Here is a 23955-nt window from a genome sequence, read left to right on the forward strand (position 1 = left end):
ACGCGGCCAGCCTGGCTGCTGAGGCGCGTTAGTTGAACGGGTACTCCTTCCATGCCTGGTCGAGCAGCGGGTTGCGATCATCTGGTAGTCGGTACGGCTTGAGCGCGATCCCGAGCGACCACGTCGAGCGGTAGGGATCGGTCACGATTTCGGTCAGGATGGGACCGACCGGTGTGCGCTGACCGATGCCGGCCAGAAATTCGATGTCACGGGCGGAGCACACGGTGACGGGCACGTCGCAGGTCGGCAGCACCTCGCGCCCCAAGAAGCTGTTGGCCTTATACCAGGGGTCGAGGGTGGCGACCATGGCGAGGATCGGCCGGTTGTTCGGGATGTGCGCGACCTCGGGGGCGCCGGACTTGATCAGCGCGTGCGTGCGGTTGATCTGCTTGATGGCCTTGCCGACGGTGCGGGTCATCATCGTGGTGAGGGAGTCGTCGCCCGCGCGTCCTGCGACCGGCAGGATCCCGGCCTTGGCTTCCACGAGCAGCACCACGTCGTCGAACACGATGAACCAGTCGGTTGTGTCCATCCGGTCCTTGCCGCGGTGATATTCGACCTGCGGTTCAACGCTCGCGTCCGGCATCGTGGCGAACTGGCGGCCCACGTAGTCCTCGAACAGGTAGCCCAGGTCGACGGCGAAGTCGGTTCCCCATTCGTTGATGCCGGCGTAGTACCACTCGAGCGGTGACATCCGTCGAGAGATCAACTGTGGCACCGGGGCGATCAGCCTTTGTCTGAACCCTTGCTGCGCGCCGGATCACCGCCCTGGCGGGACGACTTGACCTTGGGCAAAAAGTGAGCGTCGATCGTGTTCCGTTGTCCGCCCGCCCTGCTGCGCAGACGACGTGACCCGTCGATGAAAGGGCTCCTGCCATGCCTCGTGAGTGCCTCAACCAGTTCGCCGTGAACCTCGAAGATGTGACCGATCGATTCCGGTGCCGGCTCGCTCTTGATGTCTCGACCCAGCAGCCCGACAACCACGGCGACAGCCTTCAGCGGCTGATCTGTGGGCGACGGACGGGGTGAGGAATTACGTGAGTACCGCTGTAGGTAGGGAACTCCGAGCGGTCAACACTCTGAGCTGCATAGGCGGTGAACCGTAAATCACTGCATAAAGCATCACTAAATCCTCGTCCGGCAGGCGTGGCCCCGGCCGGTCACCTCTGTGCGCCCGCCGGGAGTCGTCCGCTCCGAGATCTTTGTGTCGCGGATTCGACCACGAGGACCCGAAAACGTGACTCGCCGATAACCCAGCGCGCTCTTAACGACGCGGCAGCACCCAGAAGGGACGTCTAACGATGCCTGACCACCAGCGCATCACCTCGCCGGCGCAGGCCACTCGTGCCGCCCGCGCCGCACTCGGCGCCGTCGGCCTCGCCGACGTGCGTCGGGTCACGTCGCGAACCGTTACTGAGGGCGGACGGCTCTACGGCACGATCCGCACCGACGTGTACCTAGCCGCGCACCACGACCGCGGCGCCATCGCGGACCTGTTGCGCACCCTGCCCGGCACCGTCGCGGTCGACACGGAGGAAAATCATGTATACGCCTATCGGGCCGCCGCAGCTGAAGCGTCCGCCGACACGCCTTGAATCTGGGATCCCACGATGACACTGCGCGTCGAGCGCCTATGACGCCAGCACACCTGCATTGGCGGGCCACGGTTCGCGGTCGCGACTACCCCGCATATGCGGCAATGTGCACTGGCAGCGGTCCGGCCGCAGGTGACCGCCCGCGGCCGGACCGGCCCCGGCGGCCACTCGTACCATGACCAAGCCGCTGTCGCGGACTTGGGATCTCACCCGCTACCCGGCAGCGCACTCCTCACCGCATGCACGAGTCTCGCCGCCTGATTGCCGCGCGGGTCGAGCCGTGGTCGAGTCGCTGCACCGCCCGGTGGATCGTCCTGGGCAGCGGTGTCACGGGCAGCGATTCATCGGTCCTCGAACTTGCCGTCCACCTTCAGCGGGCCGAGGTTCTCCAGCACCTTCATTACCGTGTCGTCCGGGAAGCCCTCCACACGACGGGCGCTGATTTCGACGCGTACCTCCAGGTTCACACCGTCCGGCGCGGTTAGCAGTGCTAGGAGGTCTTGGCTGAGTCTGTTGAGGTCGCGAGAAAAGCGTTCAGGATCAACGGAATGTGATCCCCAGAAGCGCGTGTTCTTCACGGCCGTCGGCACTGCAGTCGTGGACGTGGCCGTCGAGCTCGCGCCACCGCCAGCCGGCCGCTCCGTTGGGGCTGCAGGGCCACGCTCCTGGTCGCCTTCCTCTTGCTGCTCAGCCCGCCGTGCGCGTTCTTCCTCCTCGCGTTGCGCCTTTGCAGCCGTGAGTTCCACGAGCAAGGTGCCATCCGTGATGGCGCTGATACGCTCGCCGGTGCCTGGCAGGACGAGTTCCACGAAGCGTTTGGTCTCGTCGTCGTAGGAGTGGGCCAGGGCGAAGCCTTCGACGTAGCCAGTGAGCTCGTCAAAGACGCCGAGGATTCCGTCCTCCAGAACCTGCCGGTTGCGCAGTCTGCTCAGGTAGGGAAACCGGCAGTAGTACTGCCACAGGTCGCCAACAGAGATGTGACCCTGCTGCCACACCGTCGGAAGTCTCTTTTCGAGGTCGTGTCGGATGAGGCGGGCACCCATCACGATGCGCAGTTTGTCGAGATTGCGCAGTTTGGTGCTGGCGCGTTCGGCGATGTAACCGCCATCCTCGTCGATCGTCGCCGCCTGCAGACCGATCCGTCCGGTTTCATCGTCCCAGAACGGGTACAACAACGTGTTGTAAGCCTGGACCACGCGTAGTGCGGCGGTCTCGTCGGCGCTCTTGTAACGCCTAGTCGCCATCGCGATCTGGTCAGGAAGCAGCGGAAGGTCCTTTTGATCAACGATAGATTTCCACGCCAGGTACTCGCGCACCACGTCCATCAAGTAGCCGAGCAGTTCGCGTTCGGCTACCGCGAAAACCAACATGTTTTGATTGACCCGCGGTGAGTTGCCGCGGCTCTCCAGTGCCTGCGCGACAAAGCCGTGCGCCGGACTCTGCGAATTCTGGGCAGAGTAATGGTGACGAGGGTGAACGACTACGAGCCGGACTTCAGGCAGGTCCGGGATTTCATCACTCTTCGTAGGTGCCGGGTACACGCCACCGAAGTCGCCCTTAGCCTTGACGTGACGTTCCTTAAGCCGCCGCACGATGTCCGCGTACACATCCTCGGGGTGACTGCGGTACTCCTCCGCGCGGTCGCGGGCCATCCGGTTCACCGAGGCTTGCGTGTCGTACCAGTACGTCGTGCCTTCTGCGTAGAAGTACATGGCCTGCTCACTGAGCAGGTGAATGGCTGACCCGAAGTTGCCGACCACGTCACCGGGCAAGGCAGTGCCGAGCCAGATCCGCTTGCGTTCGATGCCTCGGCGCGCACTGCCGGACAGGGCGGCTGACCCAAGGAATGCCGCCCGGGCGAGCCTACGAGTCAGGTGGCGACGATGGAAGACCTCGCGACTCTTGTCGATTTGCTCCGGTGTCGAGCTTGGTCCATCGACGTCGGCGTCGATAATGGCCTTCCAGGCGTCCGACAGATGGTGAGTGACCTCACCCAAGACCCACTTATCGCTCAACGGCAGCGAACCCGGCATGATGAGCGGCGCCGGGTCCTCGGCTTCCCATAGCCGATTGATGACCGCGCTCATCAGCCGCAGGACGCCTCGGGTCCGCTGGAACCGCTCCAGCGTCGACCAGTCCTCGTATAGACGCTTGAACAGCTCCGGATGAATCGGGTACGCCGCCTTTATCTCATCCTCGTACTTGGGCTCAATAATCTCCCGCGGGAACTCGCTGGCGTGCTCCCGGTAGAATTTGACCAACGTCTTTGCAATAACATCCCGATCCCGCTGGCCCTGTGCCGTCGGCTCCTCAAACAGACGCCGGCGCACGATCTCGAACGACTCGTCCGAGGAGGCAGGCCGCCAGTGCCGCGCCACCCGGCCGATCACCTGCTGCAGTCGCTCCAGTGCCTCATGTCCGCGAACTCCGCCAACCTCGAGGTCGTCGGCGCGGCTCCCGCCATCGTTGACGCGATCATGGGAAGCCGGGATGGACACGACCAGCATCACGCCGGGGGTCCCCTTGACTACCTCAGTGAGGGTCTGCGCGAACGAGAACTGGGCCTCGAAGGTACCTGCAGGAAGATCGTCGCGACCGTAGAGCAGCCGGGCGTAGGCGACCCATTCATCGATTAGAATGACGCACGGGGCATACGCCTGTAGCAGCCGCTGCAGCGACTCCGCGGGGGGCGTTCGCGTCTGGTCTGCCGAGGCGACGATGTCGTACGCCTCCTGACCGCCCAGTTGCCAGGCCAGTTCACCCCACAGCGTGTTGATACTCGGTCGCCCATCCCGGCTGGACGGCTCGCCCGTGTCGATCCGGTTGCCGACCAGGGCCACCCGCCGCACGCCAGACCGGAGTGGAATCTCACCGAGCATGTCCTGCACCGGCTGCGGATAGTCGCCCAGCGCCCGGCCGGGGGCATAGAGGTGCCACACCGCCAGCATCGAGTGCGTCTTGCCGCCACCGAAGTTGGTCTGCAGGTTAAACACCGGTTCCGCGTTCAAGTCCCCAGCAACGCGCCGGGCGGCGTTAGTCAGCAGCTCCCTCAGACCCTCAGTAAGGTAGGTACGGCGAAAGAACTGGATGGGATCGGAGTACTCCTCGCTCTTACTCGTGCCCGTCGCCACCTGGTGCAGGTCGGCCGCGAACTCGGCCGAGGCGAAGTTCCCGGTCCGCACGTCAGGGTGCGGTGTCATCACCTCACGCCAAGACTTCAATCCTTGCCCGTCGACCGCCAGAGCCGCCGGGGTTGCCTTCCTGGTCTTCTCGCGGGCCTGGCTCTCATAGGAGGCGCGCTGATGGTCCTCCCTAAAGTTGTGAATCTGCTCGGAGGCTGACACTGCCCCCGCTCCGGTCAACAACCGTTCTATAGTGTCCAGCGCCCGATAGGTGTCGTCCGCGCTGAACTTCTCGTTGTGCGCCCACGCGTTACGTGTCTCGCGCAGCTCGCTGGCGAAGCGCAGGCCGCTGTGGGACAGCAGGTCCATGAAGACGCTGCGATGATCGGTGATCATCTTTAGTTGCAGTGCAGGGTCGGTCTTCGAAAACTTCTGGCTTCCGCCGTGCTTAGCCGACTCCCGCGCGGCGACAAGCTCCAGCCAGTCCTTGCCTGCCGGCGCGGCTTGGCTCATCAACCGGTCAACGATCGGCCCGAGACCCTCGGCGAGGATCTCAAATCCTCGGCTGACTCGGTCCCGGTTCGATAATGCCACGACTTCCCCGCCTCCCCTTGGGTCTCCTACATGATCGCCCTACGATGCTACTCGTCGTCGGTCTCCAAAAAAGAGAAGAGGTCGTCGGCATCTGGACGTGCATTGGTCGCAATGGTGCCCATGATCTGGGCGGCCGCGATGATGTCGGGCCATGCGGTGCCAAGTTGGTTAAACAGCGTGGCCGTTCTCTGGAAGCGCCGATCTGCAATCTTAAATATTCGGTGAACCAGACGGTTCACCCGGTCGATGCTGATGGCATCGTCGCTGCGGGAACGCACCGCCGCGACAAGGTGAGCCGCGCCATCAATGCCTCGATCGTCGAAGGCCTTGGCGAGGTGCATTGCCACTTCCCAGTGGGAGATCCGACCATCATCAAGTGGGTCGTAATCGGCTGGGAGTTCATCGACGCCGAGAAGGCTGACGGACCCCGCGGGCGCGTTGCTCACGATGCCCGCTCCCACAAGATCGCGGATGGCCGTGCCGGTCTGGCGGAGCACCACGTCGGCGTCACCGTACGCTCCACGGTCGAAGCCGAACTGCCGGAACCACCGCAGACAGAATCTTGTGGCAGCGTCGTACTCTGCCTCTTCACCGTCGATTACGGCGGTAGCCGCCTTGTCGATCTCGATTAGGGCGTCACGGACCTCCATCGGCCTGCCGTCTGGCAGCAAGACCTCCTTGTACTCCGAGAAGATTTTCATGCCGGGCCCCATCGCCGCTTGCCCCATGTCGAGCGGCGACACTCCACCCTTGCGGAGTGCCTCGACGGCCTCCGGAAGTTCCTTGTGGAGGCGAGACAGGAACGTGCCTTTGTCAGCGACATCCTCGGCCTGCCGAGGGCGGCACACGAGGATGATGTAGGAGGCGAGAGCGTTCGCGCCTTGACTTACCTGTCGCGTGCTCATCGTCGATTCGATCGGCATCGTACCGACGACCGCCAGGCCCGATGCGAGCACCGCTTGGAGCATGGAAACCCATGCCGAGGACACGGCTCCGCCAGCGTCGGCATCGTCCTGCTTAGCTGCATAGGCCACCACGATGGGCAGATCAGGCCTCGAGGCCTTCTGAAGAGACCTGAACACCTCAGTGAACCCGTCGACGAAATACCGCTGCGCCGCATCCTTGCTGCCGCCATGCCGAGCAGGGTTTGCGACCAACTCGATCGACTTGGGGGTGGCGATGGTGCCGAACAGGTCTGGATGCACGAGACGAAGCGCGCGGCGGAGCCACAAGTAGAAATAGTCACTAAGGTCGGCGTAGTTGATCTGTCCGAAGTACGGAGGATCCGTAACGATCAGCGCCGTTCCAGGCTGGACAAGGTCACCCGCGCGTCGAGCGTCGACCTGGACAACTCGACCAGGCATAGCGTCCGATGGCAGCGACCGAAAGACGGAAATTACCGAGTTGATCTGCGCTGACCAACTTCCGACGGAGTTCCCGAAGGGGTATGCCTCAGCAAAGTCCCAAAGCATGGGCATTGCTTGGGAGCCAAAGGCGGGCTCGGGCTTTGACGGGCCGACTCGGGTCCGCCAGCGAACCAACGTAGAGTTGGCCTGGGCCATCTTGCTTACACAGATCCCGAGAACTGTCACCACTGCCCGTGCATAGGTGGCGCTACCACCGTCTTCAACTATTCGGTCATAGGTAGCCGACACTTCGTCGGCGAATGCGGTCAGCACTGCTAGTTGGCGGGGAGTGTAAAGGTCGGTCTGGTAGTCTAGCCCGTAGAGCGGGTGGCTAAAGTTCTTGGTGTTAGCTCCAAGCGTGATCTCGTCAAGATCGTCAGGAACGTCGATGGCGAGATCGGAGCGCGGCACTTCGTCGGCGGCCAAGAAGGTCCGACCCTGCCTGGTGTCGATACACAGAGCCATGAGCTGTAGCCCGAGCTTTCCGTCTTTGCCGGCCTGTCGGAGTTCCCGCTCGCCGATCGGGGTTGAGCAGCGGGGGCAGCTGAACTGAGCTCGTCCGGCTCCTTTCGTTGACTTTGCAAGGCTGTTCTTGCCTTGGCGGATCTCGAAATCCACCTCGCCGCCACGCACGGCAAGCTCAATCGTTACCTCGCGGCCACGCTGTTTGCTCAGCCAAGGCGAGCCGTAAAGAGGTACACGGATCGGACACATCGGGTTGGCGCAGGGCACGGTGCGCGCCCACAGCCAGGCCACCGGCTCGCCAGAAACTGGTACGGGGTAGTAGTCGCCGAGCCGCTGCCGCACCGCATCCTGAACGAGTTCTCCGTAGTACCGCACGTCGTCGGCGAATCCGTCGTAAGGGACGTCATGGGCGCGCTGCTGGCGCTGCCTTTGAGAGATGGGTGGCACGTGGGCAATCGGTGGCAGCAGTTCGCCCAGGGTTCGAGTCACAATCACGGCCACGGGATTGAGGTCGGAACTTATTCCTGGCAGCCCCAGCCTCAGCGCCTCGACGATGGTGGAGCCCCCGCCGGCAAACGGGTCTAGGACAGTGGGAAGTTCGGGGTTCGACTTCTCGATCAGCAGTCTGGCCTTGACGAGAACCTCATCAGGCGGTGCCATGCCGTTGATCGGCACCAGCTGCTTGACGAGCTCAACGAGTTCCTCACGCTGGCTTCCCGGTCCAGGATCATCGACCAGCGAGGCGAAAATCAGCGCACGGAGGGCAGGCATCGGCATCGGAGCGAACCACTTGTGCAGGTTCTTGATCGTACCGACCTTGCGCTCTTTGTACGCGATACTGGCATAGCTGATCTGCGTCAGCGGAAGCGTTACGTCGATTAGCTTGCGCTGGTAGCCGTTGCTGCCCCCTCGCGTCATACCGGCTCTCCTCCTCGTCGCCACGTCTTGGCCCAGTCTCCGCCGAGCTCGGTGGCGTCGAAGCTGCCGAAGTCCACGTCCTTGAACGGGTCTACGACGTACCGGACCTCGTCGCGCTCAGACCCATCTGGGTGAACGCTGACCAGGGCCAGACGGAAGCTTGTACCGGAGTTCTTCCCGGTGAGGACCTCGGTGCGGGTGACGTGGAAGTCCTCAGCGCCCGCGGTGCGGCCCTTCACCTCGATGAACACCCACCGATCATCGACCGTGCTTGAGCGAACATCGTAGCCGGGGTTGTTGTGAGCCATCTCCTCCGGGATCCGTCCCAGTTTGCGCTCCTCCTGCAGGACCAAATCGACTGCGCGTCGTTCCACCAGCGCGGTGTCTCGGGCGTACACCTCTGGCGGGCCATCCCGAGAGCCGGCCAGCCGGTCGAGCAGCCCTTGCGGGATGACCAACGCGGCTCCAGCCACCCGCGGTGGCCGGATCTGGAGCCTCTCGGCACAGTCGAGTTCGACCATGCGGCGTTCCAGACGCTGTTCAAGGTCCCGTGCGCGCCGCGCCGCGATCTCAGACTTGATCTTTACCGACTTGCCAGCGGCTTCGGCGTCACGGATATCAGCCTGCCGAGAGTCCCAGTAGTTGATTTCTTGGAGAAGGCGTTGGCGGACCAGGCGCCGGGTCCGCTCGGTCTCGATCGACACCCGCTGCTGGATTTCCGCCACGTGCGCCGCTAGCCCGTCGGATATCGCCCAGCTGATCGCGATGTCCTCCACGCCGCTGGCAAGCCAATCCTGCTGGGTTACCGCCGCGACGAGGCGCCGCTCCTCCTCACTTGCCGGCGCGTAATCGAGGTAAGGGGCGGAACCCGCAGCACGGGCATGGAACTCGCCAATCTCGACGAAATCGAACCGCTTGCTGATGGTGCGGGGCCGCTCGTGCCCGTCGGCTATCTCCTGGGCGACAGCGACGAGTAGGTGCGGCTCTTCGCCGACGTCGCGACGGTTTACCAGCACGGCCCCTTGCTTGAGTTGCGTGCCGTAGCGCTCGACGATCAGGGCAACAACCGTGTCGAGAAGCGGGTGACCGGGGGCGACGAGGTCGGCCTGAGCCACGCCCGCGGGGCGGACAAGGTCCCGGTCGAAGGTTACACGCTCGTATCGGCGCAGGACCGGTGTGCCGATCTTTATGAGTCGCTCGTAGCCTAGTACGTCGCCGGGAACATAAGTGATCTCGTAGCGGCTCGGTTCGCGCTCGGAGATCCGGCCGCCTAGCAGCTTAAAGGCGGCGATGAAGAACGCCTTGATGTAGTGCGGTTGCAGGCGGCGAGCGCGCGCCTCCTCCATTCGCAGTCTCCAGGTCGCGACGTCAGACTCGGCCAGCTTCTGGTGCGCAAGGGCGCGCTCGGCGAGCAACTTCTCCAAACCCTCGCCTACCGATGCATCGATGACCTTGTTGAGCCGGTCACGGACCTCGGGCCGGTCACCATACTGGATGGCCTGCATGAGAAGTCCCCGCAGCGGCTGGTCCTGGAACGCCTCGCCGAGCACGTCGAAGACCTTGCCCTTGTACGCGCGGCGCTGCTCATCGATCTTGTGGAGGAGGCGGATAAAGACTGCACCTTCCCGGGTGTCCTCGGCGACGAGGTTCCACAGGTGGCAGACCTCGGTCTGCCCGATGCGATGGATGCGGCCGAAGCGCTGTTCGATCCGGTTGGGGTTCCACGGCAGGTCGTAGTTGACCATCAGGTTGGCCCGCTGAAGGTTGAGGCCTTCACCGGCGGCGTCGGTGGCCACCAGGATCCGGCAGTCCTTGTCCTGCGTAAATAGCTCCTTGATCTTGCGGCGGTTGTCCCGGGATACGCCGCCGTGGATGGACACGACGGCCTCTTCGCTGCCGAGCAGGGCGCGGATACGGCCGACTAGGTACTCCAAGGTGTCCCGGTGCTCCGTGAAGACGATTAGCTTGCGGGGAGTGCCGTCACTATCGCGGATCATGGGATGGCTGAGCAGCAGCTCGCTCAGCTCGGTCCACTTCTTGTCGGTACCCAGGTCCCGGACGCGGCGCGCAACCTCGACCAGGTCGGCGAGGATGGCGATCTCCTTGTCTAACTCGGCGATGGTTTGGGCGGTGGTGGCGGCGTTCACCACGTCGTCTTCGAGCGCTTCACGCTCGGCGCCGGGCATGTCTTCCAGCGCAGCGTCATAGTCCACCGGCCCTCGGCCGAGGATGCCCGCGAGGCGATCACGCAGTCCACCGTCCGGGGCGCCATTGACGATCAGTTCCTGGCGGAGCAACTGCAACCGGCGGTGGCGGCGTACCAGTGACTGAAGGATCGCCTCGGGGCTGGAGGCCAGGCGCCGCTGCAGGACGGTCAGGGCAAAGCCAACAGTGTTGCCCCGCCGGCTCTCGCCACGTTCGGCGAGTTGTTGGGCCTTGCCCATCTGTTCGCGCACGTACTCGGTGACCACCTCGTACAGCTCCCACTCGGGTTCGGAGAGCTGGTACGGCACCGTGTACGCCCGGCGCTCAGGAAACAGCGGCTTACCTTCGAAGGTGAGCAGGTCTTCCTTGACCATGCGACGCATGAGGCCGTCGGTGTCGGTCGAGCTGACACCGTCGCGATAGCGGCCCTCGAATCGGTCGGAGTCGAGCAGGCCCATGAACAGCTGGAAGCTCGCCTCGTTGCCGGCGTGCGGGGTCGCTGTCATCAGCAGCAGGTGCCGGGTGTGCTTGCCGAGCAGCTCACCCAGGACGTACCGCTTGGTCTTCTTCAACTCGTCGCCAAAGTAGCTGGCAGACATGCGGTGCGCCTCGTCCACGACTATGACGTCCCAGTCGCTTCGCGTGAGCTGCTCCTGCAACTCCTCTGAGCGGGCAAGCTGATCCATGCGGCCGATGAGCAGAGGAAACTTGTCGAACACGCTCTGATCGATCTGGCTGGCGATCAGGTCGCGGGTCAACACCTCAAATCGGAGGCCGAACTTATCGAGCAATTCCTCCTGCCACTGATCGATAAGCCCCCCGGGCGCCACGATGAGGCAGCGCTCCAAGTCACCACGAAGCATCAGCTCCTTGATATAGAGACCAGCCATGATCGTCTTGCCGGCACCGGGGTCGTCGGCGAGCACGAACCGAAGCGGGCTGCGGTCCAGCAGGTCGCCGTACACCGCCTGAATCTGGTGGGGCAGTGGTTCCAAATCGCTGGTAGTGACCGCGAGCATTGGATCGAACCTGGCCGCCATCTGGATGCGTAAGGCCTCGGCGGCCAGTTTAAACAGCGCGCCATCGCCATCGAACCCGTAGGCCGAGGAAACCTTTTGCACGCGCAGACGGGCCTCGTTGTCGCGGTAGAGCAGCTGATCGGCAACCTGACCGCTCTCGTCGCGGTAGGTGACGTTCACGGCATTGCTGCCGTACCACTTCGCAGCCACCACGACCACCGAGCCGGCTGCCGTCACCCCGCTCACGATGCTGCCCGGCGTGAGATCCTCCAACCTTGCGCCACTCACTGCTGCCCCTCTCGTGAGCCTCCAGCCCGCTGGCAAGGTACTTCGTGATCGTCTTGCGCCAGCCCTACAGCATAACCTGACCTTCGATACATGCACGTGATCGCCCCTGCGGCGAGAGGGCCATATAGCTCGCTCGGTCAGGACCTGACTATTTCGGGGAAGAAGGGATATGGCTCAGTTCTCGGGGCGGGTCGTTCGGGGACTGGCCGAGTAACGGTGCAACCGGTCGGGCCTGATACGCCGAGAATGGTCGGCTTGGCGGGAAGGGCACGCAATGAAGGAGATCGTCAAGTCTGTGCCGAGATCGAAGGATACTCGACAGTTCGTGCAGTAGCTGGTGAAGCAGGCCTGCGCCGAGGGGTGTGGACCTACTCGGCCAGAACGGGCTGCTGTCCGGTCTGACGAAGACGGTGCTGGAGACCGCCCTGAAAGCGGAGGTGACCGAGCACCTGGGCTGTGACTACACGAGCCGGCCGGCCGCGACGGCACCCACTCCCGTAACGGAACTCGGTCAAAGACCGTACTGGCCGAGATCGGACACTCCCTCGGCACGTGATCGGCTGTTGGCCACGGCCGCTATCAGCGCCCCGGCGACGAGGTACGGACCGAAGGCGACGCTGTGCGCACGGCGCAGTGCCAGGCGTGCCAGTGCTTCGGGGACGGCGAGCACGAAGGGCAGTAGGCCGCCGAGGAGCACCGCAGGCCAGCCGGTGGCGCCCAGTGCCGCGCCGAGCAGAGCGAACAGCCGCACGTCACCCAGGCCTATTCCGCTGCCCGCCACGAGTACCAAGGCCAGATACAGGCCGCCTAGCGCCGCCGCGGCGAGCATGGCGGTGACCAGCGTGTGGGCTTGGCCCGTCGTCGCTGCTTGGCCGGCCAGTACGACGCCGACGGCCAGGGCGGCGGCGCTGATCGCGGGGGGTGGGCAGCCTGCGGACTGCGATGTCGACGGCGGCGAGCAGCACGCCGGCGTGCACCACCACCAGCCAGACCCATCACCCTAGAGTCCAGGTTCCCACAGAGCTGAGGCCTCACGAGACACCATAGTGACCCTTATCGAGGCACGAAGTGACGTGCCCCCGACTGCGCTTGCGAGCTGCTCGCCGCCCGAGTCAAAGTCTGGTCCCCCCAGTATCGCCGCCCATACCTGATGAGACCCAGTCGCCGGGAAGGGTGAACTTGACCGCTTCGAACGCCTCGGCGGTGTCCGCCTGAACACGGAGGCGATGACGACCGTCGTCTCGCAGGACCACTTGCGGGCCGGAGAACCAGCGGACTGGCGGGCCGTCCGGGCGCGACCACAGCAGGTGGTCGGGGAGCGGCAGGCGGGGGTAGCGCCGCTCCAACTCGGTCAGGGTCTGCTCGTCGAGACCGCGGTGGCCGGCGAAACGGACGGTGCCGAATAGCGCCTCTGACATCATCATCTCCACGAAGGCCGTGGACACCCTGCCCAGGTACGGTCGCCACTCGCCGCCGGCATACCCATCGACCCGGATCATCACCGGCGTCCCGGCTCGCAGCGTGTCATCCAGCGGGACAGCCCACTCCGCGGCGCCGTCCTCGGCGACGCGGAAGACCAGCATCTCGCCGTCGACGTGTAATTCGGCCGGCCGCAGCAGCCGATCGCCGCGCTGCGCCGGGTCATCTCTCCCGCCAATCAGGTCGTACGCCCGCGCGAAGGCCCTCGGCAGACTGGTGCGCAGTTCCGGCGCTATGCCGTTTCGGTCCGGCCGATCGGCGCGACCGATCGGGCAGCCCTGGTAGGTGGCGTACTCGCGGAGGAACCGGAGCTCGGACGCGGTGTTCGTTACCGCGCGGGCCAGCCGGGCGGGCAAGTCGAAGCCGGTGGTAGCCATCGCTCGCACCTTGGCCTCGATCAGCGCAGGCGACAGTTCGGTGCTGAGCACGCCGCGGAGGCGGTCCAGCCACAGCTCGTCGTTGATTACCGTGCGAAGAAAGGCGAAGTGTGTACTGCGGTTCACCGGTCGCTGTTCGAACATGGTCATGAGCTGCGGCACATCGTCCAGGAGCTGCGGAAAGACGGAGAGCGAGACGACCAACGGCGACCAGTCGGTCCGGCGCTCGGTCCCGCCCTCGACGACGGCCGAGACGAGTGCGCGAACTTCGTCGTAGTCCCACTGGACGGTGACCAGCCCCAACGCGTTGATCAGCATCTGGCGGAGGTCGTCGGGCAGTGGCTGCCCGAAGGCGCTAGTCAAGGTGTCCGGGAGGTTCAAACCGCTGTGCAAGGCCGAACGCAAGTCGCCTCCTGCCAGCTTGGCAAGAATCTGGCGGCGGAGGTAGCCGGTGTGCGGCGCGTCCCGGTCTCCGCCGAGCCGCTCGGCTAGCGCGAGCGCCTGCGCCAGGGCCGGCATGCCCAGCAGTCCCGCTTCATAGGCGGAGGCCCGTCTCGGACGGTGGTCCAACTGGAAGATAATGTGGTCGCCGGGGCGCAGCGCCATCGACGAGGCGAGACCGCGCCACGAATCCTCGGCCAGTACGGCCTGCCACAGCCGCGCCATGGCTCGCCACTCACGCACCTCGTCGGTGGCGTCCGGCACGATCACGGAGAGAGGCACGCGGCCCTGGCAGGACAGCAATGTCACCAGATTCGCCGTGTACGCTGCCCGAGCTCGTACCGGATCGAGTTGCTCCGGCTGATATCTCTCGAACTCGACCGAGATCGTCCGCCGTCGCGCCTGCGCCAGCAACCGCGCGAGCACGCTCTGGACGGCCGCCCGCTCCGCGTCAGGCAGAGTGTCGGCGGTGCTCCGCAGGAATCCCAGCACGCGTGGCTCCGCCGCAAGGGCCCGGAAGGACAACAGCGCATGTAGCACGCCGTCGTCCAGACGGGGTGCCAAGCGCACTCGCCGCGCGGCCGGTTCCACCGCTGTTGCGATTTCCCGCACCTCGTCCAGGACACTGCTCGCCACCAGGTACTCACCGAACGTGCTATGCAGGAACTCGTACGATTCCCGCCGCTTGATGTAGTCCGGGACCTTCGCGGACGCCGCGTGCACGAAGAAAAACTGGCCGATCACCTCGTGACCGCCGCCAGCCGCTACCGGCGCGCCCAAGCCGGCCAAGTCCGCCTCTAGCTCGCTGTCGAGCACGAATGTCCGCCGTCGGTTAAACATCGACAGGGCCGCCACCCCCAGTTGCCAGCGGCGGCGGGCGATTTCGCTGGGCAGGTCCACCGGGGCGATCTGACCGTCCTTATCCACCTCGCGGCGGATGAAGTTGTCGATCAGGCGATCGTAGAGGTCGACCGCCGACGTGTCGCCGCGCAAGTCGGGGCTGTTCGGATCTGCGGCGTACAGGGCGATCAACAGGAGGAGCAGCGGCTGCCGGGCCAGGTCGGTCAGCGATCGCACGGCCTCGGCGCTTGGGAGTCGGATACCGTGCCCGCCCGCGTTGGCTGCGTGCCACCCGGTCACCCAGGCGCCGACCTGGTCATCGTCGAAGTCGGCCAGTTTGATCGCGAGGCAGTCGGGCGGCACCCACATCCGTCCGGTCACCAGGGTGCGTGAGGTGACTACGGCGCACACCGGCGAGCCGGCCGCCGCCTCAACATCCTGGAACTCCTGGATCTCGCGCAGGTAGTTGCGGCCCACGCCGACGCTCTGGATCAGCTCGTCCAGACCGTCGAAGATCACGACCCGGATCAGGGCACGGCTTTCGTCGGCCAGCACGTTCCACTGCGCGCGACCGTTGAGCAGGTCGTCGAGGGCCTCCTGCACCTGCACACGTACACGCTGATCGGCTGTGACCTCTCGCAGCGGCACCCGGACCACCAGGTACCGGTCGGCGGGTAGCCGGGCGGCAAGGACCTTGGTCATGGTCGACTTGCCCGAGCCGGGGTCGCCGAGAACCAGTAGCGGGGACTTAGCGGCAGCCGGCGACATGAGATGCCCGGCTAGGAAGGTGTCCAGGTCGTGGTTGACCGAGTGCTGGTTCCACCAGTTGTCGTCGGCGATGTTGTCGTCCCGGCTGCGCACCGCAAGCCGATAGTGCGGCGTGACGTAGCCTTCGTCAATCGACGGGAAGCGCAGACCCTCTACGTACCGCAGCGTGTCGGCGGTGATCGGGGGCCGGCGCAGAACGGCCAGGTTCGCCTGGTGCAACAGGACCGACTGCCCGGCCGGGCCTGGGCCGGGCTCGGGCGGCGTCAGCAGGGCGGTGAGTCGCGCCAGCCCGGCCGACTGCTCACCGGCCTGACGCGCGAGGTCGGCGCGCAGCGAGTCCTGCCCGGCCAGGATTGCCCAGATCAGGAACTCCCTGACGTCGGCCGCGAGCTGGAGATACAGCGTCCGGTACCGGTCGAGCGCGTCGCCCACCACCTCGTCGGCCAGTTCCGGGGCTGCCAGCCAGGTGTGCCGCTCCCCGGCGGCCAGCCCGGCGAAGAACGACTGACCGGCGGCGACTGCGCGGCTCAGGTACGGCTCCAGCTCGGACCGGCCCGCGAAGCCGGTCGGCATTGGAATCTCCGACCGGGCCAGCACCTGAACCAGGTCTTCGCCGTCCCGATCGGTCAGCAGCCGGATCCGCTCCTCGCGGGTGACCTCTAGCTCGGCCCACACAGGACCTAGCCGCGCTTGCCATGCCTCGAACAGCGCCGCTCCCACGATCGCCGTGTGCGCTGCCTGCAACAGCTCGAACCGGTCGCGGCCAGTTGCCCCCGACAGGCGCCCGGCGCCAGCAGCAACCAGTCCGCGTAGTAGCCGAACCGCCTCGTTCTTCTGATCCACCGCGCCCCACAGGAATGCCGCCGCCTGCGCCCCGCCGAACGATGTCGGCCCAGCCGCTAGGATCACGCCGCCGAGCAGACCGTCCAGAAGGGTCAGCGCCTTCAGGTCGTGCCGGCCGAGGAGACGCAGCGCGCCCTGGTAAGTGAGAGCGGGAGTCATCCCCGAACTTTAAGCGTCCGCAAGGATCTTGTCCGTCGCCCCGAATAGCCAGGGTTGATCCAGGGGGCGGATGATGGAGAGCCGTCTTCCACGTTTCGCAGCCTTGGCCGAGTTGCTCAGCCCCATCATCGTGGGCGAACACCAACGAGGGCCTGGCCGCCAAGTTGCCCCCAGGCGTCCCGGCAACGCTCAACGGTGCCCCCGTTACCCCCGAAGAACCCTGCAAGTGTCTACGCCCCACGGAGTTGAACACCATGCCACCAGTACCCGAGGACTGTCCGTGTCGCAGGCGGCGAGGGCAACGTAGTGCCTCTTATGCAGGCCGAGTTGCGGATGTCAGGTCCACGATCTCGCGTCTAGGTCTGAGTCCTTCGGTAAGGGTGTCGTCGTCAAGCCATCAGTAGGCCGTGATCTTGACGTACGACCACACCCCGCTCCTCGTGCCCGGGCGCGGCGCGAGCACGGGGCGCAACTCGGAGATTGGCTCGGGCCAGCCTAGTAAGGTGCTCGCGGGCACCCGAGGTAGGCGCCGGTCTGCGGCAGGCGGCGGGCCGATCGTTGATCCGTCTGAGAGATTGACTGCTATGATGCGATCGAGCATGGCCATCTTTGGGACGTGTGCCGCAGTTGCGGTGCCGCCGTCTGGTGTTCTGGCTCGTTGACGACAGCAGTTTGGGAAAGCTCAGCCGGCGGTCTCGGCACTGGCTTTGGTCGCTGCGCTCGGCATCGCGATCTGGGCCGCGCTGCGGCCCGACACCCGGAACTTCCGTTCGGCCTACGGCGGGGCCGGCGGTAGCGCGATCATCTGGGAGGTGATCAGCGGGCTGTCGGTGCGGCGTGGTCAATCGCTGTTCGAGCGGCACGTCGACATCGAAGGGACTGGGCGGCCGAGGCGTCCGACGGCGGACAGGCAACTAGCGGCGCCGCCCTCTGATCCACGAGAGCGAGCATCACCGATGCCACGACGGATTGCCGCCTCGCAGACTGGGGCGGCCACCGCCAGCCCGGGTGGCGTTGCCATTTCCGGTGTGCACTGTGGCGACATTTACGTGCAACCGCAGACGCCGTGCCGGTCGCTGTACCGCGACAGTGTGGTCACCCAGATAGCGCCGACGTCCTTGCAGGGGCGGGGGACCGAACTGGACGAGCTCAGGCACTTCTGCACCGTGCCGGATGGCGAACCCTACGTGTGGTGGCAGGCATCGGCCTGGTCAGGCAAGACGGCCATGCTGTCGTGGTTCGTGCTGAACCCACCGCCGGGCGTACGCATCGTCTCGTTCTTCATTACCGCGCGGCTCAAAGGCCACGCCGATCGATCGGCGTTTCTGGAGTTCGTGCTGGCCCAGCTTTCGGAGATCCTTGACGAGCCGATGCCGATGTTCACCGATGCTTCGGGCGAGGTCGAGTTCCGTGATCGTCTGGCACGCACTGCCCGGTTCTGCGCCGAGTTGGGTGAGCGTCTTGTCCTCGTGGTGGACGGGCTCGACGAGGATCGCGGGGTGATGGCAGGTCCGGACGCCTACAGCGTCGCGGCGTTGCTGCCGCAGGATCTACCCGACGGCGTCCGCGTGATCGTCGCCGGCCGTCCGAACCCGCCGATACCTGCTGATGTGCCAGCGGCCCATCCCCTTCGGCGGGCATCGGTTGTGCGGGCCCTAGCCACCTCACCGCATGCGACGGCGATTCAAACGGACATGCGCCTGGAGATCAGGCGGCTACTGCTCGGGTCGGACCTGGAGCGGGACCTGCTCGGTCTGGTCACAGCGGCCGGAGGTGGTCTCAGCGGCCCCGACCTCGCCGAGCTCACGCATACACCGGTGTTCATCGTCGAGGAGCACCTTCGCACTGTCACGGGCCGCAGTTTCGCCAAGCGGCCGGCTGATTGGCGACCCGATGCTCACCCCGAGGTGTATCTGCTCGGACACGAAGAGATTCAGGTGGAGGCGGTCAACCGTCTCGGGGAAGCCGTGTTGCGGGAGCACCGGAAGCGGTTGCACGAGTGGGCGGACAGCTACCGCACCCGCGGCTGGCCGGCGGAAACCCCGGAGTATCTGCTTCGTGGTTACGGCCGTCTGCTGCACGAGGTCGGCGCACTGTCCAGAATGCTAGCCATCACTACCGACCAGACGCGGTACGACCGCTTGTTTGCCATCAGCGGGGGGGATTTCGCCGCGCTAAGTGAGATAGGCGCCGTTCAAGAGATGCTTCAGACCGGGGCCCCTGGTGACCTCGCGAGTCTGGGACGTGTGGCAGTGCACCGGATTCGCATCACCAAACGAGCAGAGAGCATCAGGGTCAATCTGCCGCACGTCTGGGCCCGGCTCGGTCAGCCCGAGCGGGCGGAGACCCTCGCGCGGTCGATGCCGGACCCGGATCGCCGGGCGTGGGCGCTCGCGGGCGTCGCACGAGCGGTCGCCGCTAACGGTCAGACGGAGAAGGCAGCGCGGATCACGGACGCCGTCACCGTGCCGCGCTGGCGTAGCTACGCCCTCACGGGGATGGCGAGAGCCCTGGCTGTCAGCGGTGAAGTAGACCGGGCGCGGCAGTTGGCGCTGCAGGCCGAAGAGACCGCCGAGGGCGTGGAGGCGATGGCCGGCCTGATGGAGGTGTACGCGCTCTGCGGAGACAAGGAACGGGCACGGCACATGTTCCTATCCTGCAAACGTGACGATCAAGATGCATGGGCTCTTGCCGGGCCGCTGGCGACAGCTGGGGATGTCGCTGGGGCGCAGGAGATAGCGGCATCAATAGACCAGCCGCGGTGGCGCACGTACGCCCTGGTCGGGATCGCTCACGCCCTCGCGAGGAGCGGCGATCGAATCCGGGCTCAGGAATTCGCTGCGCAGGCCCGCGACCAGGCCGCGATGCTCGAAGGGTCCGGCCAGCACGGCTTCGCGATGGCACCCCTGGTCACCGTTTTGTTCGCGACCGGAGAGCAGGAACAGTCCGCCCGCCTCGCCGATCGGATTGAGGAGATCATAACCGCGGGCGAGCCGACCTTCTACCGGGCTTACGCATGGGCGGAACTGGCCAAAGCCGTCGCCGCGACCGGGGATCTGGACCGCGCCAGCGAGTACGCGGAGCGTGCCGAGCAGGCCACTGTGGCGGAGATTGGCATGGATCGCGAGTTGGCCGCCCTCGTACAGCCGTTGCGGGCAATCGGCGAGCCCGAACTGGCCCGGCGGGCCGCTCAGCAGATCACCGAGCCGTACGTGCGCGCCTGGGCGCTGACCGCGGTGGTCGACACGGCCGCCGATACCGCCTTGGCGCAAGCGAAAGCGGCGGCGATGTCCATCGCCGAGCCAGGTTTCCGTCTCAACGCGCTCGGCGCCGTCGCCGACGTGGCGTTGCGGGTTGGCGACGTACCGACGGCTCGGGCGCTCATCGACGAATCCGTCGAGGTTTCCAGAGCGCAGGGAGATGAATTCTATGCAGTCTCGGGCCTGGCATCGGCCATCGGGCTCGCCGGCCAGCTGGGGGAGAGCGGTCGAGCGCGCGAGTTGGCGAACCGGGCCGAAAAGGAGGCATCCTCGATCACCCATCCGTCGGTGCGGGCGGCAGCCATGGCTCCGGTACTGGCGGCCTTAAGCGTGTGCGGGGAAGTCGACCTGGCGTGGGAGATGGCTCAGCGCCTGGAACGGTTCGCCGTCGAGGTTGACGACCGCCTCGACGCTGATGTCGCGCGGGCACATCTGGCAGTGGCGCTCGCTCCGGCCAGCCGGGCGCACGCGACGGAGGTCGCCCGTCGCATAGAGAACCCGGTCGCGATGATGACCGGCCCCGACGTCATTGCTGTGGTGCTGACCGGTGACTTCGATCGAGCAGAGCAGACCGCCAGAGCCATTGATGATGGCTTTGCGTGGATTTTCCTGGCCCAGTTGGCAGACGCTGCCGCCGCGAACGGGGATCCACGACGGGCGCTCCGGCTGGCCCGCGAGGCGGCCCAGGGCAAGGATATCGACCTAATGCACGACGCCGCGCTCGTCATACTCATCGGCGCAATGGTTCGCCTGGGTGAACGCGGTAAGGCCGCCGACCTCGCCGCCAGGATTCGCAGCCTCCACAAGCGAGTCTGGGCGGTGGCCGAGTTTGCTCAGGACCCCGCCGAGCGCCGAGCGGCGGTCGCCTCCGCCCTGCGGGTCACCGACTGGTCGCCGGTCTGGCAGCCGGTCCTGTCACCTCTTGATTCAAGACCGCCGGAGCTACAAAAAGATCTGGTGCTTGTGCCCGCCCGCATCCTCGCAGCCGCCGCACCCGAGGCTCTGAAGACTGTCGCCGAGGAGCTACTTCTAATCACGGAAAATGAGATGCGACGGTGATCCGAGTCGTCTCCGTATCGATGCTCAGCCACCAGCGGGCTGGCGCTGCTCGCTGCGGATTAGGCGGAGGACGACATACCGCTGATCAGACCATCGGACTGCTTTCAGGCTGGTTCGGGCCGACCTCCGCCGAGGCGCTGGAGCCAGTCCGCCACCCTGCTCCGGACGCTTCGACTCGGCCTGCTCCCGCCGGGCCTGACAGCCACGGCCTCAACCAGGGCTCTTCGGTGGCCCATCGCTTGACGAGCACGTCACGATGACCATATGAAGCCGAGCCGTCACGTCGTGCTGTTGATCACCGGGTTGCTGGTCGCCGTATTGGCTACCGCCTTCATTGTCCTGCGGTGGGACTCGGCCGACAGGATCGCCACTGGGGTGTCCGCGTTGGCGGGGCTCGCTGGGGTCGGGGTGGCTCTGTGGGCCGCTCTCCCGGCGGTCCGGTCCGGAGTCCGCGCCAGGGAGACGGGGGCGACGCGGGCGCGGGGCGCCGGGTACGCCAACTCGGGCATCGATGCCCCGGCCGGCGACACCACGCCGATGGAGGTTTCCCGCACCGGGGACGCCACGGCCGGCGACGGTGGACAGGCGATCACCGGAATCGTTCGCCGTCCCTGATGAACCGGGACCACTCCGACGTACCCACCCCGGCCGGGTACACCCTCTCCAACACCGGCGACGCCTGGGCGGACGCCCCGGGCAGCATCGCCATCTCCGGGTTCGTCGACGGCGACGTCACCCTCGGGCTGCCGCGCTATCGACTGACCGCCCTGGCCGGCGCGACACCACGCGCGGCGGAGACCCTGCGCCTGGCCGAGCTGCTCGACGCGCGGCACCGGGTGGTCCCGTTCCTCGGCCGCGACGAGGAGCAGCGGTCACTGGGGGAGTGGCTGACCGCAACACGCGACCGGCCGGACCGCGCGGTCCAGCTGATCCACGCGCCGGGCGGCCAGGGTAAGACGCGCCTCGCTGACCAGTTCGCGGATACCGCCCGCAAGGCCGGCTGGGAGGTGCTGCGGGCATACCTTGATCCCGGTGAGCCGGATCGCTTCGCCACGGGCGATCAACGCCGGGCCATCGCCGGGCTCCTGGTGCTCGTCGACTACGGCGACTGGTGGCCCGCCACCGACCTGCGAGCCCTGTTCACCGACCCTCGACTACACCGCGGCGGCCCGGTCCGGGTGTTGGTACTGGCTCGGGCCGTGGGGTACTGGTGGCACGCGTTGCGGTACTGGCTGCGTGCCACCCTGGGGGTGGCGGTCGGTGAGTTCCAGCTGGCCCCGTTGGCACCCAACACGGACACGAGGGAACGGCTCTTCCGCACCGCCGCCGCCCGCTTCGCCGCACTCGTCTCCCATTCCCGAATCGACGCGGTGCGCGTACCGGATCTGGCCGACCCGGCGTACGGATCGGCACTGAGTCTCCAGCTCGCCGCGCTGGTCGCCGTGGCGGTCAGCCACGATCGGACCCTGCGGGTGCCGTCCACGTTGGTGGACATGTACGGATACCTGCTCGACCGGGAGGTCGGGCACTGGCGGCAGTTGCTGGCCGGCAACGCCGTCACCAGCGGAATCGAGCAACTCGATCGCGTGGTTCTCGTCGCGATGCTGGCCGGGCCCGTCCCGTACTACCTCGGCCAAGCGGTCGTGGGCTGCGCCGGTGTGGGCAGCGAACCGGGCAGGGTGGCCCAACTCCTAGCCGACCACTCGACCTGCTATCCGCCCCGGAATGCCGGGTGGGTGCTGGAGCCGTTACAGCCCGACCGCCTCGGGGAGGCGTACCTGGCGCTGGCAATTCCCGGTCACGGATGGTCGTCGCACGCTCCGAAGCCGTGGGCAGTCGGCGTCGTCCGCGCGCTGCTGCGCGGTGCGGGCATGCCCACCGCGCAGGCGGCTCGGGTCCGGGCTGGCGCGCTCACGGTGCTCGCCGAGGTTGCGGCCGGCTGGGCGCATGTGGCCGCCGCGGTTCTCCTGCCGGCCCTACGTGACGACCCGGCGCTCGCCACCGCCGCCGGCGGGGCGGTCCTCGCGAAGATCATCGACCTGCCGGACGTGGACGTCGAGCTTCTGGCACGGATAGAACCCTTCCTGCCACCCCGGCGCCACGTCGACTTCGACAACGTGGCGCGCGAGGTGGTGGCCCGCCTCGCCGCGGACCGCCTCGCCCGAAACCCGGACCCGGTCGAGCGGGCCCGCCTGCACATCGCTTACGGGCGCCGGTTGGCCAATGCCGGGGACCGCGAAGCGGCATTGGAGCAGACCGACCTTGCCGTCGCGGCCGGCGAGGCCGCGGTGACCACCGCCGCGTCGCCGGAGACGTTCGCGCTGCTCGCCTTGGCTTTGCACCTGCGGGCTCACCGACTCGCCGCCGTGAACCGTTATCCTGCGGCGCTGGCTAGTGCGGAGCGGGCCGTGGAGCTGCTCACTCCGCTCGCCCAGGGCCGGGGCGACAGTGCCGGGTCGTTCCGGTGGGCACTCGCGGAGGCGCTGGACAATCTCGCTCTCCGATTGTCGAACGTCGGGTCCCACGAGAAAGCCGAGGTGGCGGGTCGACGGGCGGTCGAGTTGTTCACCGGTGGTTCCCGGTCGGCCCGGGGTGAGCGGGGCCTGGCCGGGGCGCTCACCAACCTGGCGGTGATCGAGGCACACCTGGGCAGGGGCACGGAGGCGCTGGCGACCGTCCGTGACGCGGAGCGGATCTGGCGCCGGCTCACCGACGAAGAGCCGTCGGTGTACCGGCCCGAACTGGCGCTCACCCTGAACACTGTCAGCCTGCGCCACGCCGAGTTGGGGCAGATGAACGCCGCAGTCACGGCTGCCGAGGAGTCGGTAGGGATCTTCCGTAACCTCGTCCGGGCCAACATGGTCGCGTTCGAACTCGACCTGGCCGCCGTACTGGCGAACCTGAGCGGATACCTCTGGCAGCTGAACCGTCGCACCGAGGCGTTCCAGTACAACACCGAGGCCGAGGCGATCTTCGACCGGTGGGGCGGGGCGAACCCACAAGCATTCTCCCTGCACCTGCGCCACCTCCGGGAGAACATCGCGGCGATGCGCGCCCAGCAGTCTCCGGTCGACCTGCGCCGCTGGGAGTTGGGCGCCCAGTCGTTCAACAGCTGAC

Annotated in this window: 10 protein-coding genes and 2 pseudogenes; 5 read left to right on the forward strand and 7 right to left on the reverse strand. The window is 66.3% G+C overall.

Features of this window, described 5'->3' with window-relative positions; translation table 11 throughout:
* Positions 1–28: 28 nt before the first annotated feature.
* Together OH804_RS04405 and OH804_RS04410 are read right to left on the reverse strand one after the other, a co-directional pair.
* Entirely contained in the window at positions 29–694 is a 666-nt protein-coding gene (locus OH804_RS04405; RefSeq protein ID WP_406062911.1) for a hypothetical protein, read from the reverse strand.
* A gap of 32 nt (positions 695–726) precedes the next feature.
* On the reverse strand, positions 727–984 hold the full coding sequence (locus tag OH804_RS04410; protein ID WP_406062913.1) for a hypothetical protein: 258 nt from the start codon (positions 982–984) through the stop codon (positions 727–729).
* A gap of 317 nt (positions 985–1301) precedes the next feature.
* Here OH804_RS04410 and OH804_RS04415 point away from each other — a divergent pair, with 317 nt between their 5' ends.
* The gene (locus tag OH804_RS04415; RefSeq protein ID WP_406062915.1) at positions 1302–1595 is read left to right on the forward strand and encodes a hypothetical protein; all 294 of its coding nucleotides are present in this window, start codon (positions 1302–1304) and stop codon (positions 1593–1595) included.
* Positions 1596–1936: 341 nt separating this feature from the next.
* On the opposite strand, the gene OH804_RS04420 is transcribed toward OH804_RS04415, so the two are convergent.
* Genes OH804_RS04420 through OH804_RS04430 form a run of 3 tightly spaced genes read right to left on the reverse strand, consistent with a single transcriptional unit; the run spans position 1937 to position 11597 of the window.
* The gene (locus tag OH804_RS04420; protein WP_406062917.1) at positions 1937–5311 is read right to left on the reverse strand and encodes a DUF499 domain-containing protein; all 3375 of its coding nucleotides are present in this window, start codon (positions 5309–5311) and stop codon (positions 1937–1939) included.
* A gap of 47 nt (positions 5312–5358) precedes the next feature.
* On the reverse strand, positions 5359–8100 hold the full coding sequence (locus tag OH804_RS04425; protein ID WP_406062919.1) for a DUF1156 domain-containing protein: 2742 nt from the start codon (positions 8098–8100) through the stop codon (positions 5359–5361).
* On the reverse strand, positions 8097–11597 hold the full coding sequence (locus OH804_RS04430) for a helicase-related protein (protein WP_406062921.1): 3501 nt from the start codon (positions 11595–11597) through the stop codon (positions 8097–8099). Before OH804_RS04430 ends, OH804_RS04425 begins: the two co-directional genes overlap by 4 nt.
* Positions 11598–11946: 349 nt before the next feature.
* Here OH804_RS04430 and OH804_RS04435 point away from each other — a divergent pair.
* Positions 11947–12144: pseudogene (locus OH804_RS04435) on the forward strand (transposase); the annotation flags it as partial.
* Here OH804_RS04435 and OH804_RS04440 read toward each other — a convergent pair.
* Positions 12124–12604 (reverse strand): annotated as a pseudogene (locus OH804_RS04440) (prepilin peptidase); the annotation flags it as partial. The pseudogenes OH804_RS04435 and OH804_RS04440 sit on opposite strands and share 21 nt — an antisense overlap.
* A gap of 120 nt (positions 12605–12724) precedes the next feature.
* Positions 12725–16519, reverse strand: coding sequence for an NACHT domain-containing protein (locus OH804_RS04445; RefSeq protein WP_406062923.1), 3795 nt, complete (start codon positions 16517–16519; stop codon positions 12725–12727).
* A 956-nt stretch (positions 16520–17475) separates the two neighbouring features.
* Between OH804_RS04445 and OH804_RS04450 the strand changes: the two genes are divergently transcribed.
* The 3 genes from OH804_RS04450 (at position 17476) to OH804_RS04460 (ending at position 23954) form a co-directional block, all read left to right on the forward strand.
* The gene (locus tag OH804_RS04450; protein ID WP_406062925.1) at positions 17476–20838 is read left to right on the forward strand and encodes a hypothetical protein; all 3363 of its coding nucleotides are present in this window, start codon (positions 17476–17478) and stop codon (positions 20836–20838) included.
* Between the two features lie 264 nt (positions 20839–21102).
* The gene (locus OH804_RS04455; RefSeq protein WP_406062927.1) at positions 21103–21453 is read left to right on the forward strand and encodes a hypothetical protein; all 351 of its coding nucleotides are present in this window, start codon (positions 21103–21105) and stop codon (positions 21451–21453) included.
* Complete coding sequence (locus OH804_RS04460) at positions 21453–23954, forward strand: hypothetical protein (protein WP_406062929.1); 2502 nt, start codon at positions 21453–21455, stop codon at positions 23952–23954. The genes OH804_RS04455 and OH804_RS04460 overlap by 1 nt, the downstream gene beginning before the upstream one ends.
* Position 23955 lies beyond the last annotated feature (1 nt).

The sequence above is a fragment of the Micromonospora sp. NBC_00860 genome, assembly GCF_045207375.1.
Classification (GTDB): domain Bacteria; phylum Actinomycetota; class Actinomycetes; order Mycobacteriales; family Micromonosporaceae; genus Micromonospora; species Micromonospora vinacea.

Excerpts from the sequence above, each read along its gene's own strand:
- OH804_RS04405 (WP_406062911.1), bottom strand. The coding sequence starts at position 694 with ATGTCACCGCTCGAGTGGTACTACGCCGGCATCAACGAATGGGGAACC.
- OH804_RS04425 (WP_406062919.1), bottom strand. The coding sequence starts at position 8,100 with ATGACGCGAGGGGGCAGCAACGGCTACCAGCGCAAGCTAATCGACGTA.
- OH804_RS04445 (WP_406062923.1), bottom strand. The coding sequence starts at position 16,519 with ATGACTCCCGCTCTCACTTACCAGGGCGCGCTGCGTCTCCTCGGCCGG.
- OH804_RS04455 (WP_406062927.1), top strand. The coding sequence starts at position 21,103 with ATGAAGCCGAGCCGTCACGTCGTGCTGTTGATCACCGGGTTGCTGGTC.
- OH804_RS04450 (WP_406062925.1), top strand. The coding sequence starts at position 17,476 with ATGCCACGACGGATTGCCGCCTCGCAGACTGGGGCGGCCACCGCCAGC.
- OH804_RS04415 (WP_406062915.1), top strand. The coding sequence starts at position 1,302 with ATGCCTGACCACCAGCGCATCACCTCGCCGGCGCAGGCCACTCGTGCC.
- OH804_RS04460 (WP_406062929.1), top strand. The coding sequence starts at position 21,453 with ATGAACCGGGACCACTCCGACGTACCCACCCCGGCCGGGTACACCCTC.